At 59.3% G+C, this 15,433-nt stretch carries 12 protein-coding genes; 4 read left to right on the forward strand and 8 right to left on the reverse strand.

All coding sequences use genetic code 11. From position 1 onward, the window contains the following. Positions 1–113 precede the first annotated feature (113 nt). Both KGA85_RS18975 and KGA85_RS18980 read right to left on the reverse strand, forming a co-directional pair. Positions 114–821 (reverse strand): PolC-type DNA polymerase III, encoded by a 708-nt coding sequence (locus KGA85_RS18975; RefSeq protein WP_223532940.1) that lies wholly within the window; start codon positions 819–821, stop codon positions 114–116. Beyond that, positions 818–2,758: a putative nucleotidyltransferase substrate binding domain-containing protein gene (locus KGA85_RS18980; RefSeq protein ID WP_223460396.1), complete on the reverse strand. Its 1,941-nt coding sequence runs from the start codon at positions 2,756–2,758 to the stop codon at positions 818–820. The genes KGA85_RS18975 and KGA85_RS18980 overlap by 4 nt, the downstream gene beginning before the upstream one ends. Positions 2,759–3,011: 253 nt before the next feature. Here KGA85_RS18980 and KGA85_RS18985 point away from each other — a divergent pair, with 253 nt between their 5' ends. Next, on the forward strand, positions 3,012–3,470 hold the full coding sequence (locus KGA85_RS18985; protein WP_223460395.1) for a response regulator: 459 nt from the start codon (positions 3,012–3,014) through the stop codon (positions 3,468–3,470). A gap of 361 nt (positions 3,471–3,831) precedes the next feature. Beyond that, positions 3,832–4,743: an EamA family transporter gene (locus KGA85_RS18990; RefSeq protein WP_223460393.1), complete on the forward strand. Its 912-nt coding sequence runs from the start codon at positions 3,832–3,834 to the stop codon at positions 4,741–4,743. A gap of 74 nt (positions 4,744–4,817) precedes the next feature. Here the strand turns inward: KGA85_RS18990 and KGA85_RS18995 are convergent, their stop codons facing one another. Beyond that, positions 4,818–7,007 carry a malate synthase G gene (locus KGA85_RS18995; protein ID WP_223460391.1) on the reverse strand — a complete coding sequence of 730 codons (2,190 nt, stop codon included), beginning with the start codon at positions 7,005–7,007 and terminating at the stop codon, positions 4,818–4,820. A 583-nt stretch (positions 7,008–7,590) separates the two neighbouring features. Here KGA85_RS18995 and KGA85_RS19000 point away from each other — a divergent pair. Continuing rightward, positions 7,591–8,109, forward strand: a complete 519-nt coding sequence (locus KGA85_RS19000) for a glycine cleavage system protein R (protein ID WP_223460390.1) — start codon at positions 7,591–7,593, stop codon at positions 8,107–8,109. Positions 8,110–8,324: 215 nt separating this feature from the next. Here the strand turns inward: KGA85_RS19000 and rarD are convergent, their stop codons facing one another. The 5 genes from rarD to KGA85_RS19025 form a co-directional block, all read right to left on the reverse strand. Continuing rightward, a complete protein-coding gene (rarD, locus tag KGA85_RS19005) occupies positions 8,325–9,212 on the reverse strand; it encodes an EamA family transporter RarD (RefSeq protein WP_223460387.1) in 888 nt (295 codons plus the stop codon). Positions 9,213–9,416: 204 nt separating this feature from the next. After that, the gene (locus tag KGA85_RS19010; RefSeq protein WP_008048240.1) at positions 9,417–10,391 is read right to left on the reverse strand and encodes a serine/threonine protein kinase; all 975 of its coding nucleotides are present in this window, start codon (positions 10,389–10,391) and stop codon (positions 9,417–9,419) included. 208 nt (positions 10,392–10,599) lie between these two features. Then, positions 10,600–12,501 (reverse strand): PhoX family protein, encoded by a 1,902-nt coding sequence (locus KGA85_RS19015; protein WP_223460385.1) that lies wholly within the window; start codon positions 12,499–12,501, stop codon positions 10,600–10,602. 67 nt (positions 12,502–12,568) lie between these two features. Further along, positions 12,569–13,333, reverse strand: a complete 765-nt coding sequence (locus KGA85_RS19020; protein ID WP_223460383.1) for a TOBE domain-containing protein — start codon at positions 13,331–13,333, stop codon at positions 12,569–12,571. A gap of 63 nt (positions 13,334–13,396) precedes the next feature. Next, positions 13,397–14,137, reverse strand: a complete 741-nt coding sequence (locus KGA85_RS19025) for a ComF family protein (protein ID WP_223460381.1) — start codon at positions 14,135–14,137, stop codon at positions 13,397–13,399. Between the two features lie 93 nt (positions 14,138–14,230). Here KGA85_RS19025 and bioB point away from each other — a divergent pair, with 93 nt between their 5' ends. Beyond that, on the forward strand, positions 14,231–15,286 hold the full coding sequence (gene bioB / locus KGA85_RS19030) for a biotin synthase BioB (RefSeq protein ID WP_223460379.1): 1,056 nt from the start codon (positions 14,231–14,233) through the stop codon (positions 15,284–15,286). Positions 15,287–15,433: the final 147 nt, after the last annotated feature.

A 15,433-nucleotide genomic window follows, 5' to 3' on the forward strand; every position in this document is an offset into this window, starting at 1 on the left:
GTAGGAGCGAGCCTGCTCGCGAAAATCGTCAACGGTGACACGTTTTTCTGGCAAGACCGAGGTGTCAGATGATTTTTCGCGAGCAGGCTCGCTCCTACAGGGGTGCGTATAGGTCAGAAGGACGGCGCCTGCTGCCGGCGTTTCCACTGATTCAAGCGCTGTTGCAGATTCAACGGGCTATGAATCTGCTGCTGCCGCGCACGGCTGAACAGGATCAGCATCAGTTCGGCGGTGGCCAGGGCGTCGGCGCTGGCGTGGTGGCGCTCGAAGACTTCGAGCTTGAACCAGTCGATCCAGTCGTCCAGCCCGGCCTCGCGAATGTGCGCCTGGGGGCATAGCAGCGGCGCAATGTCCGCCACGTCCAGAAGCGGATGCTGCAATTTGAAACCCAGGTGATCTTTCAGCGCACGGCCGAGCATGTGCTGGTCAAACGGCGCGTGGAAGGCCAGCACCGGACTGTCCCCGATGTACTCCATCAGGTCGAGCAGTGCTTCTGCCGGGTCGCTGCCCGCCGCAATGGCGCTGGGGCCAATGCCATGGATCAGCACGCTGGGGCCGAGTTTCACTTGCGGATATTGCAGGGTGCGTTCGAACTGCTGGCGAAAGTCGATGGCCCCGTCCTCGATCACTACCGCGCCGATGGACAACACGTGGTCCTTGTTCAGGTTCAAGCCGGTGGTTTCCAGATCGAGCACTACCCAGCGCTGCTCGCGCAGGCTGCAATCAGCCAGGTCGGCAGCCGTCGGTAATTGCTCCAGCCGATGTTGCAGGTGGGCTGGCAGGGTGGGGCTCGCCGGGCGCAGCCACGAAAACAGGCTCATAACTGATACCGCAAAGTCAGGCTGCTTTGCAGGCGTTGTGCCTGGCGCAGGGACTCACGCAGGATGCGCCGGTCCAGATGATTGAGGCTGTCGGGATCGACCCGATTTGAGTAAGGAAAATTCTCCCGGGTCTGCAGTTGATGTTGCTGCATGCGGGTTTGCTGGATGAAGTGATAGGCCTCTTCGTACGCGGCGCCGTCCAGGGGGTCGATGACCTCCTTGTCGACCAACTGGCGAAAACGCTCCAGCGTGTTGTTCGCTTCGATACCGTGGACCAGGGCCAGCAACCGGGCGCCGTCGACAAAGGGTGCCAGGCCCTGAATCTTCAAGTCCAGGGTGGCCTTCTCACCATTTTTGCGCGCCAGCACGAACTCGCGGAAACGCCCTACGGGCGGGCGATTGCGCAGCGCATTCTCGGCCATCATGCGCTGGAACAAACGGTTGTCGCCGACCTGATCGAGAATGCCCCGACGCAACTGCTCGCAGCCTTGGTCGCTGCCCCAGACCACGCGCAAATCGAAATAGATGCTCGAACCCAGCAGGTTCTCCGGGGTTGCCTCGCGGATAAACGCCGCAAAGCGCCGCGCCCATTCGGCCCGGGACAGGCACAGCTCGGGGTTGCCGGCCATGATATTGCCCTTGCACAAGGTGAAGCCGCACAGCGCCAGGCTCTGGTTGATCTGCTGGGCAATGGGCAGCAGCTTGCCGCGAATCTCGGCGGCATGGGCCGCGTCCCTGGCTTCGAACAAAATGCCGTTGTCCTGATCGGTGTGCAGGGTCTGCTCGCGACGGCCTTCACTGCCGAAACACAGCCAACTGAACGGCACGCCGGGGTCGCCTTTTTCGGCGAGGGTCAGTTCGATCACCCGGCACACAGTGTGGTCGTTGAGCAAGGTGATGATGTGGGTGATCTGCGTCGAAGACGCGCCGTGGGCCAGCATGCGCTCGACCAGTTGACCGATTTCGCCCCGCAGCGCCACCAGGTTTTCCACTTTCTGGGCATTGCGGATAGTGCGCGCCAGGTGCACCAGGTCGACCCGTTGCAGGGAAAACAGATCGCGCTCGGAAACCACGCCGCACAAGCGTTGGTCCTTGACCAGACAGACATGGGCGATGTGACGCTCGGTCATGGCAATCGCCGCGTCGAATGCACTGTGATCCGGCGACAGGAAAAACGGTGCCCGGGTCATGTGCCCTTCGATGGCTTCGTTGAAATCACTGCTGCCGTTGGCCACGGTCTGACGCAGGTCGCGCAGGGTGAAAATCCCCAGTGGCGCCTTGTGTTCGTCGACCACCACGATGCTGCCGACTTGCTGGTCATGCATCAACGTCACGGCTTCGCGCAACGGCGTCTGCGGGCCGCACGTTACCGGGTGGCGCATGGCCAATTCGCCCAGTCGGGTATTGAGCGAATATTGGGTGCCCAGGGTTTCCACGGCTTTTTGCTGCACTTGCTGGTTGACCTGATCCAGCAGGCTGCTGACGCAGCGCAGGGCGAAGTTGCGGAAGGTGTCCGATAGCGAAAACAGGCGGATGAACGCCGGCTTGTTCAGTTGCAGGCAGAAGGTGTCCTCGCCGGCCAGGTGCTCGGTGCGGGTCGCCCGTTCACCCAGCAACGCCGCGAGGGGGAAACACTCGCCGGTGGTGATCTCGAAGACCGTTTCGGTGCCACCTTTTGCCGTGTGCGGACGCTCGCCCACGACTCGGCCTTGCTTGACGATATAGAAGTGCTCGACCGGGCCGTCGGCGGGTTTGATGATGCTCTCGCCGGGGGCGTAAAAACGCAGCTGACATTGCTCAACCAGATACGCCAGGTGAGCGTGTTCCATTTGGTTGAAGGGCGGGAAGCGCTGAAGGAATTGCAACGTGCCCTGGATGTTCTGCAACACCGCGGTTTTCCCTGCCTGTGTGAAGGCGTCCGCTTTACTCATAACCATTACCGCAGTCTTTTTTGAATTGTTGTAGTCGGATGACCCAGACATGGTCGACCCCTGTGGCCGGGGTGCCCATTGGACGTAAGTCTAGGTAGGCAATCAGGGTGATGGAATGTCGGAAAAACCTTACGCAACTGCGAGAAAAACCGCTCTATTCTGCTATTGGAAAAATATCCGACGAAGTGCACATTGGTGGTCTGCTCAGCGATGTCTCAGCACTGTGCAAGGGAAATGAATTGAACCTATAGGGAAAGCCATGTCCGACCACGATATTTTGAGTGACGCCGAGCGCGAAGCGCTCAGTGCCGTCATGCTGGAGCCTGACCTGCCGCTGCAACGGGTGCTGATCGTCGACGACGATAAAGGCGCCCGGAAGCTGCTGTCAGAGATCCTTGCGTTAGAGGGCATTCGCTGCCTGACGGCGGCCAGTGGCGAAGCGGCACTCAAGATCCTGGTGACCGAGGCAGAGATCAAAAAGCCCTCGATCGGTTTACTTATCACCGATCTGCGGATGGGCGGCGTTGACGGTTTGGAACTGATCCGTCAGGTACGCGAATCGGTAAGGGCGGCATTGCCGATCATCATTGTCTCGGGTGACGCCGACGTGAAGGATGCGATCGCCGCAATGCATTTGAGCGTGGTGGACTTTCTGCTCAAGCCGATCGATGCCAGTCATCTGCTGACACTGGTAAAACGTGAATTGGGCATTAAATAACTGGACTCCTGTAATTGTTAGTTGCAGGTTCGAGTTGTTTTTGTGAATTTAACTTGTAATTAAGTTTATCTAGTTGGTCTGCGAAAAAGCTACTCACAAATAGCTTGTTTCTTCTTTCGATTAATCAGATATCGTTCGGTTCTTGAAAACCAACGCAGGCATCTATTTGATGTTGTACTTGGTTTAATAAAATCTGTCGTAGCACTATCCAGGTTACCAGTTTGGCACTCCGCTTTTTAGTGGCTTGAGTATGCCGATGGTCGTCGTGTATTCAGTCTGCGGCTAGTTCCTGCGGATAAAATACCGACAAAGGTCATTACTCTTCCTGGATTGTGTGGTTGTGTGTCGCAATGAGGACGATATGATAAAGAAAATTGAATTTCGCGATCTTGTACTTATTATCGGTGTGACAGTCATGTGGGGCAGCAATTTTACGGTCATTGATATCAGTCTTGACGGTATCGATCCGTTCATACTGACAGCGTTGCGCTTTACTTTCTGTGCATTACCACTGGTGTTCTTCATCCCGAAACCAAAAGGTGTCAGTACTTTTGTAACTATCGTCTACGGTTTGTTGTTTGGTATCGGAATGTGTTGGCTGATGAACTACGGCATGTTTCTTGGCGTCAGTGCCGGCGTGACATCTTTGCTCTTGCAGTTCAGTGCTTTTTTCACGGTCATCTGGGGAGTACTGCTGTTTGGCGAGAAAATGACGGCAATACAAGTGGCCGGCATTCTCATGGCGTTGGTGGGGCTGATGTTCATTACTCATGTAACACACGGTGATGCCGAAAGCTTTGGGCTTTTTCTGGTACTGCTCGGCGCATTGTTCTGGAGTCTTTGCAATGTGCTGGTCAAGAGAAGCAAAGTGGCTGATATATTTTCCTTTGTCGTTTGGTCGAGTCTGTATGCAACACCGCCTCTATATCTGATGACTTACTGGGTCAAGGGCGCAGCCCCTTTCCAGTCGTTGCTAACGGACATAACTGCTCCAGTGCTGGCATCTGTCCTGTTCCAGGCCTATGTGGCGACGGTATTCGGGTATTGGGTGTGGAACCGAATGATTGAGAAGTATCCGGCGAGCCAGGTTGCACCGTTGTCAGTAATTGTTCCGATATCGGGTATCTTGACCTCGTGGTATGTACTCGACGAACCCATTAGTGGCGAAAAGCTGTTTGCGCTCATCATCACGGTCCTTGGAATTGCCTTGTTCATGAATGCATCGAGAATAGGCCGCCACATCGCTGCAAACGCGTTGCGTTTCAGGAGATAGTTCTGCATTTGCAGGACGCAGAAACAAAAATCCCCCGGCTTTTCAACCGAGGGATTGCTGTGGAGGGAGCTGGTTTACAACCCGTTCTTCGCCTTGAACTCGCGACGACGACGGTGCAGGACCGGCTCGGTGTAGCCATTCGGCTGCTTCGTGCCTTCAACCACCAGTTCGACCGCCGCCTGGAAGGCGATGTTACTGTCGAAGTTCGGGGCCAGAGGACGGTACAGCGCGTCGCCGGCGTTCTGCCGGTCAACCACCGGCGCCATGCGCTTGAGGCTTTCCATGACCTGGTCTTCGGTGACGATACCGTGACGCAGCCAGTTGGCGATGTGCTGGCTGGAAATACGCAGCGTTGCACGGTCTTCCATCAGGCCGACGTCGTTGATGTCAGGCACTTTCGAACAACCAACGCCCTGGTCGATCCAGCGCACAACATAACCAAGAATGCCCTGTGAGTTGTTGTCCAGTTCGTTCTTGATCTGTTCGGCGGTCCACTGCGGGTTCACCGCCAGCGGGATGGTCAGGATGTCGTCCACCGAAGCGTGGGCACGTTTGGCCAGTTCGGCCTGACGGGCGAACACGTCAACCTTGTGGTAGTGCAGCGCGTGCAGGGCAGCAGCGGTCGGCGATGGTACCCAGGCGGTGTTGGCACCAGCCATCGGGTGAGCGATTTTTTGTTCGAGCATCGCTGCCATCAGGTCAGGCATGGCCCACATGCCTTTACCGATCTGTGCGCGACCTTGCAGGCCGGTGCTCAGGCCGATATCGACGTTGGAGTTCTCGTAGGCGCCGATCCATTTTTCCGCCTTCATGTCCGCCTTGCGCACCATCGGGCCGGCTTCCATGGAGGTGTGGATTTCATCGCCAGTGCGGTCGAGGAAACCGGTGTTGATGAACACTACACGCTCACTCGCTGCCTTGATGCAGGCCTTGAGGTTGATCGTGGTACGACGCTCCTCGTCCATGATCCCGACTTTGAGGGTGTTGCGTGGTAGGCCCAGCACGTCTTCGATGCGACCGAACAGCTCGTTGGTGAACGCCGCTTCTTCCGGGCCGTGCATCTTCGGCTTCACGATGTAGATAGAGCCGGTGCGGGTGTTTTTGCGCGACGTGTTGCCGTTCAGGTTGTGCATCGATGCCAGGCAAGTGACCAGGCCATCGAGAATGCCTTCCGGCACTTCGTTGCCTTGACTGTCAAGGATCGCGTCGATGGTCATCAGGTGACCGACGTTACGCACGAACAGCAACGAACGACCGTGCAGGCTCAGTTCACTGCCATTGACAGCGGTGTAGGTGCGGTCGGCGTTCATGGTGCGGGTAAAGGTCTGACCGCCCTTGGCGACGTCTTCCGACAGATCGCCCTTCATCAGGCCGAGCCAGTTGCGGTAGATCACCACTTTGTCATCGGCATCGACGGCGGCGACCGAGTCTTCGCAGTCCATGATGGTGGTCAGCGCGGCTTCCATCAGGATGTCTTTGACGCCGGCCGCGTCGGTCTGGCCGACCGGGGTGCTGGCGTCGACCTGGATTTCGAAATGCAGGCCGTTGTTTTTCAGCAGGATCGCGGTCGGTGCAGCGACATCGCCTTGGAAGCCGATCAATTGCGCATCGTTGCGCAGGCCGGTGTTGCTGCCACCTTTAAGGGCGACCACCAGTTTGCCGTCGACGATCTTGTAGCCGGTGGAGTCGACGTGGGAGCCGGCCGCCAAAGGCGCCGCTTCGTCGAGGAAGGCACGGGCGAAGGCGATGACTTTGTCGCCGCGAACCTTGTTGTAGCCTTTGCCTTTTTCCGCGCCGTCGGCTTCGCTGATGGCGTCGGTGCCGTAGAGCGCGTCGTACAGCGAGCCCCAGCGGGCGTTCGAGGCATTGAGCGCGAAGCGCGCGTTCATGACCGGTACCACGAGCTGTGGGCCGGCCATGCGGGCGATTTCGTCATCGACGTTTTGTGTCGTTGCCTGGAAATCGGCCGCTTCTGGCAGCAGATAACCGATCTCTTGCAGGAAGGCTTTATAGGCCTTCGGGTCGTGCGCCTGGGTTGACCCAAGAGCTTGGCGGGATTGGTGCCAGCCATCGATACGAGCCTGGAAATCATCGCGTTTGGCGAGTAGGGCTTTGTTCTTCGGCGCCAGGTCATGGATGACCTTGTCGGCACCGGCCCAGAACTTATCGGCGGTGAGGCCGGTACCGGGAATGGCTTCGTTGTTCACGAAGTCGAACAGGACTTTGGCGACCTGCAGGCCACCGACTTGAACGTGTTCAGTCATTGCTTGCCTCACTCTGCTCAGCTATTTCGCTTTTCAGCTCTTCAAATTAACAATGAAGCCGTTGGCCATTTAAACCACAAACCCGTCTACCAGTACATGCCCATGACAGGCGGCTGGGTTGGGACCAATCAACGGCTTGGGGCCTTGCTGACAGGGCTTTCAGGGTTGCGAACGTGCCTGCGGCAGACATCGATCCAACGTTATGTAGTGCGCGCTGCGGCATACTACATGATGAATTGCGGTTGTGAAAATTAGACTAATTACGTCGTTCTGCGACCCCATGACGCATTGCGGTCACGTCGGGGAGTGTGATGTTCTCAAAAAACCATTGGATTGTTCCAGTTAAATATAAAAAGTTGTACACATTGTCTTTGGCGCTCTGCTATGGAGCGTCTGTTTTTGTGGCGAGGGGGCTTGCCCCCGTTGAGTGGCGAAGCCGCTCCCGTGCATGTACTACGAAAAATTACATCCGCTCATTTTGCGACTGCTGCGCAGCCGAACGGGGGCAAGCCCCCTCGCCACAATGTTCCCCTTGCCTATACTTGGTTCTCTATAACAAAAGTCATGACTAGAGGGCTGCGCCATGGACCACCTCGTACTCACTGTTTTTGCTCCGGACAAGCCAGGGCAAGTCGAGCGCATTGCCCAATGCATTGCCGAGCACGGCGGCAACTGGCTGGAAAGCCGCATGTCGCGCATGGCGGGACAGTTCGCCGGGATTCTTCGAGTGGGGGTGCCGGCCGAGGCCTACGACGAATTGGTCGATGCCCTGCAGGGCTTGTCTACCCAGGGCATTCGCGTGTTGATCGCTGAAAGCGGCATTGAACAATCCTGCACCTGGAAACCGATTGCCATGGAACTGGTGGGCAATGATCGTCCGGGGATCGTGCGTGATATCACGCGCTTGTTGAGCGAGCAGGGGGTGAATCTGGAGCGGCTGGTCACCGAAGTGCGTCCGGCACCGATGAGCAGCGAGCCGTTGTTCCATGCCGAAGCGATTCTTGCGGTCCCGCTGACCCTGTCGCTGGACGTGCTGCAGTCGCGCCTGGAAACCCTGGCTGACGACCTTATGGTCGAATTGGTGCTGCGCAGTGAACCCTGATCAGGTTATCCAAGTTAAACGTGCACCGGCCTGTGGATAACCTGTAGAGACACCCCGCCAGGCCACGCCGACCGCGGTTCTCCAGGATCTGATCAAAAAACCAGCAGTTTCAGATACTTGCGCACAAACGGCGGGGATCACGCTGTGGATAACCTTGGGAAGGATCGATGCAGGCCACGGGGGGCGTGGCCTGTAGAGTTTTGTGCGTTTTTTGATCAGCTGCGGCGGCGCAAACTTATCCACGCATCGACGCTGTAAACCGCCAGGCCGGCCCAGATAAACATGAACGCTACCAAGGTGCTGGACGACAGGTGCTCGCCAAACAGCAGGACCGCTTGCAGCAGCACCAGTGTCGGTGCCAGGTACTGGAGAAACCCCAGTGTCGTGTAGGGCATATGCCGTGCAGCAGCGTTGAAGCAGACCAGCGGCACCAGTGTGATCGGGCCGGCGGCGACCAGCCACCAGGCTTGGGAAGTGGTCCAGAATTCGGCCTGGGCGCTACTGGCCGTCGGATTGAGCAGTAACCAGCCGAGGGCAATCGGCACCAGCATCCAGGTTTCCACCACCAGCCCCGGCAGCGCCTTGACTGGCGCCTGCTTGCGAATCAGGCCATAGAAACCGAAGGTCAGTGCCAGCACCAGTGAAACCCACGGCAGGCTGCCGACTTGCCAGACCTGTTGCGCCACACCGACAGCCGCCAGACCGACGGCAATCCATTGCATGCGCCGCAGCCGTTCGCCAAGAATCAGCATGCCCAGCAATACGTTCACCAACGGGTTGATGTAGTAACCGAGGCTGGCCTCCAGCATGCGGCCGTTGTTCACCGACCAGACGTAGGTCAGCCAGTTGGCCGCGATCAGCGCACCGCTCAGGGCCAGGATCGCCAGCCGCCGAGGGTTTTCCCGCAGTTCGCGCCACCAGCCGGGATGCTTCCAGACCATCAGCAACAAGGCGCCGAACAGCGCCGACCACAGTACCCGGTGGATGATGATTTCCACGGCGGGCACACTGGCGATGGCTTTGAAGTAGAGGGGGAAAAGCCCCCAGATGATGTAGGCACTCAGGCCTAGAATGTACCCGCGACGCGGGTTGGCGGCTTGCATGCAGAATCCTTGCTTAGGCAGCTAACAAAGAAGGGATTGTAAGGAGATTTGTCTGCGAATGTCCTGACTGAATAGGTTGGGTATTTGTGAACACAGTACCTGTGGGAGCGGGCTTGCTCGCGAAAGCATAGTGTCAGTCAGCACAAGGGTTGAATGTCAGTCCGCTTTCGCGAGCAAGCCCGCTCCCACAGGATTCAGGGTGGGTCAGAAGAGCTTCAGTGGCTCTTCGTTGAGCGCCGCCAGTTGTTCGCGCAACGCCAGCACCTGATCACCCCAGTAACGCTCGGTGCCGAACCACGGGAAACTGCGGGGGAATGCAGGATCGTCCCAGCGGCGGGCGAGCCAGGCGCTGTAGTGCATCAGGCGCAAGGCGCGCAACGGTTCGATCAGCGCCAGTTCACGCGGGTCGAAGTCGTGGAATTCGTTGTAGCCGTCCATCAGTTCCGACAACTGGCTCAGACAATCCTGACGATCGCCGGCGAGCATCATCCAGATGTCCTGCACCGCCGGGCCCATGCGGCAGTCGTCGAGGTCGACGATATGGAACATCTCGTCGCGGCACATCATGTTGCCGGGGTGGCAGTCACCGTGCATGCGAATGTTCTGGTGCGGCGTGTTGCTGTAGGCATCTTCCACGCGCTTGAGCAGATCGCGGGCCACCGATTCGTAGGCCGGCAGCAGGCTGCGGGGAATGAAGTTGCCGTCGAGCAACGTGGCCAGCGAGTCATGGCCGAAATTTTTCACCGCCAGCGCTTCACGGTGCTCGAACGGCCGGGTCGAGCCGACCGCATGCAGGCGTCCAAGTAACTGGCCCAGGCGATACAGCTGGTCGAGGTTGCCCGGCTCCGGCGCGCGGCCGCCACGGCGGGGGAACAGGGTGAAACGGAAACCGTTGTGTTCGTGCAGGGTTTCACCGTTGTGGATCAACGGCGCCACGACCGGCACCTCGCAGTCGGCGAGTTCGGCGGTGAATTGGTGCTCTTCCAGAATCGCCTCGTTGCTCCAGCGTTGTGGCCGGTAGAACTTGGCGATCAGCGGCTCGGCGTCTTCGATACCGACCTGATAGACGCGGTTCTCGTAGCTGTTGAGGGCCAGGATGCGTGCGTCGCTGAGAAAGCCGATGCTTTCTACGGCATCGAGCACGAGGTCTGGTGTGAGGGTTTCAAACGGGTGGGCCATGCTGACTCCTGCGCGCAGCAGGCTGCTGCGTCCGGCCAGGCATGGTAGCGCAGACGGGCGCTCTTTAGGGGCAGGGTTGCGAGATGTGTTGCTCGGGCTGGCGCCTTCGCGAGCAGGCTCGCTCCCACAAGTGATCTCCTGTGTGTCACAGATCGTGTTCACTCGGAAAACCCCATGTGGGAGCGAGCCTGCTCGCGATGGCGATTAATCAGGCGCCGACGACCCCGCCATCTTCCCGGGTAATCGCCATCACCGAAGACCGCGGCTTGCCATTGGGCAGGTGCTCGGGAAAGGTCGAACCGCCGTTTTCACCCGGATGCTGAATCCCGACAAACAGGGTTTTCTGATCAGGCGAGAAGCTGATCCCCGTCACTTCACAACCTACCGGGCCAACCATGAAGCGGCGAATCTCGCCGGTTACCGGGTCGGCACAGAGCATCTGGTTGTTGCCCATGCCGGCAAAGTCTCCGGCGTTGCTCGAATCGCCGTCGGTGAGAATCCACAAGCGTCCGGCCTTGTCGAAGCCCAAACCGTCCGGGCTGTTGAACATGTTTTGCAGCGTGATATTCGACGATCCGCCTTTTGGTGTGCCGGCGTGAACCCCCGGATTACCGGCGACGACGAACAGGTCCCAGGCAAATGTTTTCGAGCCGTGATCGTCACGCTCGGTGCGCCAGCGCAGGATCTGGCCGTAGACGTTCTTCTCGCGCGGGTTCGGCCCGCCCACCGGTTGCCCGTCTTCGCCGCGTTTGGCGTTGTTGGTCAGCGTGCAGTAAACCTGACCATCCTTGGGGCTGACCACGATCCACTCCGGGCGGTCCATGCGCGTGGCTTTCACCACGCTGGCGGCGAGACGCGCGTGAATCAAAACTTCGGCCTGATCGGCAAAACCGCTGCTGGCGTCGATGCCGTTCTTACCGTGGGTCAGTTCGATCCATTCACCCTGGCCTTTCGGGTGATCGGTGCTGCCGTCGCCCGCATCGAAACGCGCCACGTACAGGGTGCCGTGGTCGAGAATGTCGCGGTTGGCCTTGGGGTTCTTGTGGTCGATCTTGTCGCGGCTGACGAATTTGTAGATGAACTCCCCGCGCTCATCGTCGCCCATGTACACCACGGCATGACCGTCGCCGGTTTCGGCCAAGGCGGCGTTTTCGTGTTTGAAGCGGCCAAGGGCCGTGCGTTTGACCGGCGTCGACTTCGGATCGAACGGATCGATCTCCACCACCCAGCCGTGACGGTTGAGTTCGTTGGGGGTCTTCGCCAAGTCGAAGCGCTCGTCGTGCGGGTGCCAGTTGATCTCTTTGCTGGTGGCCACCACGCCGTAGCGTTTTTGCGCCGGGTCGAATTTCTGCTCGGCGTTGCTGCTGCCGAAGCAGTCGGTGAAGTTTTCTTCACAGGTCAGATAGGTGCCCCACGGCGTCTTGCCGTTGGCGCAGTTCTGGAAGGTGCCGAGGACGTTCTTGCCGTGCGGATCTGCGCTGGTTTTCAGCAGGGCATGTCCGGCGGCCGGGCCGCTCAGGGTGATGGGTGCGTTGCCGTGAATGCGGCGGTTGTAGCGCGAGCCCTGGACGAATTGCCATTGGCCGTTCTTGCGCTGCACTTCAATCACCGACACACCTTCGCAGGCCAGCGCCTTGCGCACTTCTTCCGCTGACTGCGGCATGCCGCCGTGGGCGTAGAGGTAGCGGTAGTTGGTGTATTCGTTGTTGATCGCCATCAGCGCCCGGTCTTTTTCGCCGGGAAATTCGAACAGGCTCATGCCGTCGTTGTTGTCGCCGAACTGGGCTTCCTGATGTTCGGCGCTGCCGTTGCCGCTCGGGTCGAACGCCGGGCCGTCCTTGTGCAGAGGCTGACCCCAGCTGATCAGCACCGAGGACTTGTAGCCAGCTGGCAGGGTGATGGAATCGCTGGTGGCGGCGGCAATGCTGTCGAAGCCCAGCAACTGGCTGTTGCCGGCGCTGACGCTGGCGGCCATCACGCTGCGGCTCAGCAGGTTGCCGCCGAGGAACATCGCCGCGCCGCACAGGGCACCTGCGCTGATGAAGCCGCGACGGCTGAGGCCGACCATGTTTTCGAGATCGGTGGACTGGTTTTCTTCTAATAGGCTCATTTCAGGCTCCCTGCGGTTTGTGCAGACACCTTAATGAAGAGTAATGAACCTTTTGTTGCAGTTTTGTTTAAAGCGGCGTGCCCAGCAGAACCCTGGACGGCGAAAACTCCACGCGCACCGGTTTGCCGGACGTCAGCCCCAATGCCTGCAGATGCCTCGGTTCGGCCAATGCGCACAGCATCAGGCCGTTGGGCAGGGTGATGCGCACTTCGCAGGGGCCATCGTCGGCGTCGAGAATTTTTTCGATGATGCCCCTGAGGCAATTGTGTCCAGGGGTTTCGACGGAGTTGATTTCCAGCACGTCGAGCCAGCCGGCCTTGATCAATGCCACGACTTCGCTGCCGATTTGCAGCTCCAGGCGCTCGGTGCTGTCGTGGGTGATCTGCGCGTCGACGATCACGCCTTCGGCGACTTTCAGGCGAATCAGGTCGTTGCGCCCCTGAGTTTCAATCGCCACCACCTTGCCGTGCAACTGGTTGCGCGCGCTGGTGCGCAGCATCAGACGCCCTAGCAGGTCGAGGTCACTCGCGTCTTCAGCGGCTTCCAGCACCTGGGCCTGCAAGGCTTGCAGCTTCTGGTACAGCCGCAATACTCGCTCCCCCTCGTTGGACAGGCGCGCACCGCCGCCGCCCTTGCCGCCGACGATCCGCTCCACCAGCGGCTTCTGCGCCAGGTTGTTCAGCTCATCAATCGCATCCCAGGCGGCCTTGTAGCTCAGGCCCGCGCTTTTTGCCGCGCGGGTGATCGAGCCTTGTTCGGCGATGTGCTGCAGCAGGGCGATGCGCTGCGGACGGCGGACAATGTGCTGGGACAACAAGGTTGGCAAAGACATGACAAGTCGCTTTGGGTGGTGACGATGGTGAGGACGTTGGCCGCTTGGGCCGCGTGAGTCAAGTCAGGGTGTCTCGCCGGGTTTGGGCGTACGGGCCAGGCAATAGACGTCGACCCTCGCCGCACCGGCGTCCATCAGCAGGCGAGCCAGGGCCTGGGCCGTGGCACCGGTGGTCAGTACGTCGTCGACCAGGGCCAGGTGCAGGCCTTTGACGACGGCGCCGGGTGCCAGGGCGAAAGCGTTGCACAGGTTTTTTCGGCGGGCTTCGGCGTTCAAGGCCTGTTGGGCGTCGGTGTCTTGGGTGCGTAGCAGCAACCGTTCGTCGCAAGGGATATCGAGACTCGCACTCAACCAGCGAGCCAGCATCGCCGCCTGATTGAACCCGCGCTGGCGCAGGCGTCGGTTGGCCAGCGGCACCGGGATCAGCGCATCGGGGCGCTGCAGATCGTCTTCGAAGCGATGTTGCAGGTATTGAACGAGAAGTTCGGCGAGCAGGCGGCCAAACGGCCACTTGGCGTTGTGTTTGAAGCGGGTAATCAGGCTGTCTACCGGGAAGCTGTAGGTCCAGGGGACAATCACTTGTTCGAAGGCCGGTGGCTGCTTCAAGCAATGGCCGCAGGTCAGGCCCGCGGCCGGGAGCGGCAGGGCGCAGGTCATGCAATGATCGCCGAGCCAAGGCAACTCGGTTTCGCAGGCCGTGCAGACAGGAGGGGTGCCGTCGGCCGTTTCATCGCACAAGAGACATGATTGTTTGTTTTTTAACCAGATGTAAACCTGTCCTTCGTATCGTGGTTGACAGCGCATCGCTCTTCCTTAAATATGCCGAAACAACTGTGAGGCGGCTGTGACATTCCATTACCCAGCCGCATGCCAAAGCATAATTCAAAGGAAACGCCCATGAGTGCCAGCACCACTGCAACCCTGCGTCATGACTGGACTTTGGCCGAAGTCAAAGCACTCTTCGTTCAGCCATTCAATGACCTGCTGTTCCAGGCGCAGACGGTGCACCGTGCGCATTTCGACGCCAACCGCGTCCAGGTGTCGACCCTGTTGTCGATCAAAACCGGCGCCTGCCCGGAAGATTGCAAATATTGTCCGCAGTCCGGTCACTACAACACCGGCCTGGAAAAAGAAAAACTGATGGAGGTGCAGAAGGTCCTCGAAGAGGCCGCTCGTGCCAAGGCCATCGGCTCAACCCGCTTCTGCATGGGCGCGGCGTGGAAGCACCCGTCGGCCAAGGACATGCCGTACGTGTTGAAGATGGTCGAAGGCGTGAAGGCCATGGGCCTGGAAACCTGCATGACCCTCGGTCGCCTGGATCAGGAGCAGACCGAAGCGCTGGCCAAGGCCGGCCTCGACTACTACAACCACAACCTCGATACGTCGCCGGAGTTCTACGGCAGCATCATCACCACCCGCACCTACAGCGAGCGCCTGCAAACCCTGGCGTATGTGCGTGAATCGGGGATGAAGATCTGCTCCGGCGGCATTCTTGGCATGGGCGAGTCGCTGGACGACCGCGCCAACCTGCTGATCCAGCTGGCCAACCTGCCGGAGCATCCGGAGTCGGTGCCGATCAACATGCTGGTGAAAGTCGCCGGTACACCGCTGGAAAATGCTGACGACGTCGACCCGTTCGACTTCATCCGCATGCTCGCCGTCGCGCGCATCCTGATGCCGCAATCCCACGTGCGCCTGTCCGCTGGCCGCGAAGCCATGAACGAGCAGATGCAGGCCCTGGCGTTCTTCGCCGGTGCCAACTCGATTTTCTACGGCGACAAACTGCTGACCACCGCCAACCCGCAGGCCGACAAGGACATGCAACTGTTCTCGCGTCTGGGTATCCTGCCGGAAGCCAGCGAAGAGCACGCCGACGAGGTGCATCAGGCAGCTATCGAGCAGGCGCTGGTGGAGCAGAAGAGCAGCGAGCAGTTCTATAACGCGGCGGTTTAAATTCAGCATTTATTCCTCTGAAGGAATGCAAAACCCCCTGTGGGAGCGGGCTTGCTCCGGGCGGCGATCCGACGAAGGCGTCGTGTCAGTCGACATCAATGTTGAATGTCAGACCGCATTCGTCGGATCGCCGCCCGGAGCAAGCCC

Origin of the sequence: Pseudomonas sp. GL-B-12, assembly GCF_019955895.1 — a bacterium.
GTDB lineage: Bacteria > Pseudomonadota > Gammaproteobacteria > Pseudomonadales > Pseudomonadaceae > Aquipseudomonas.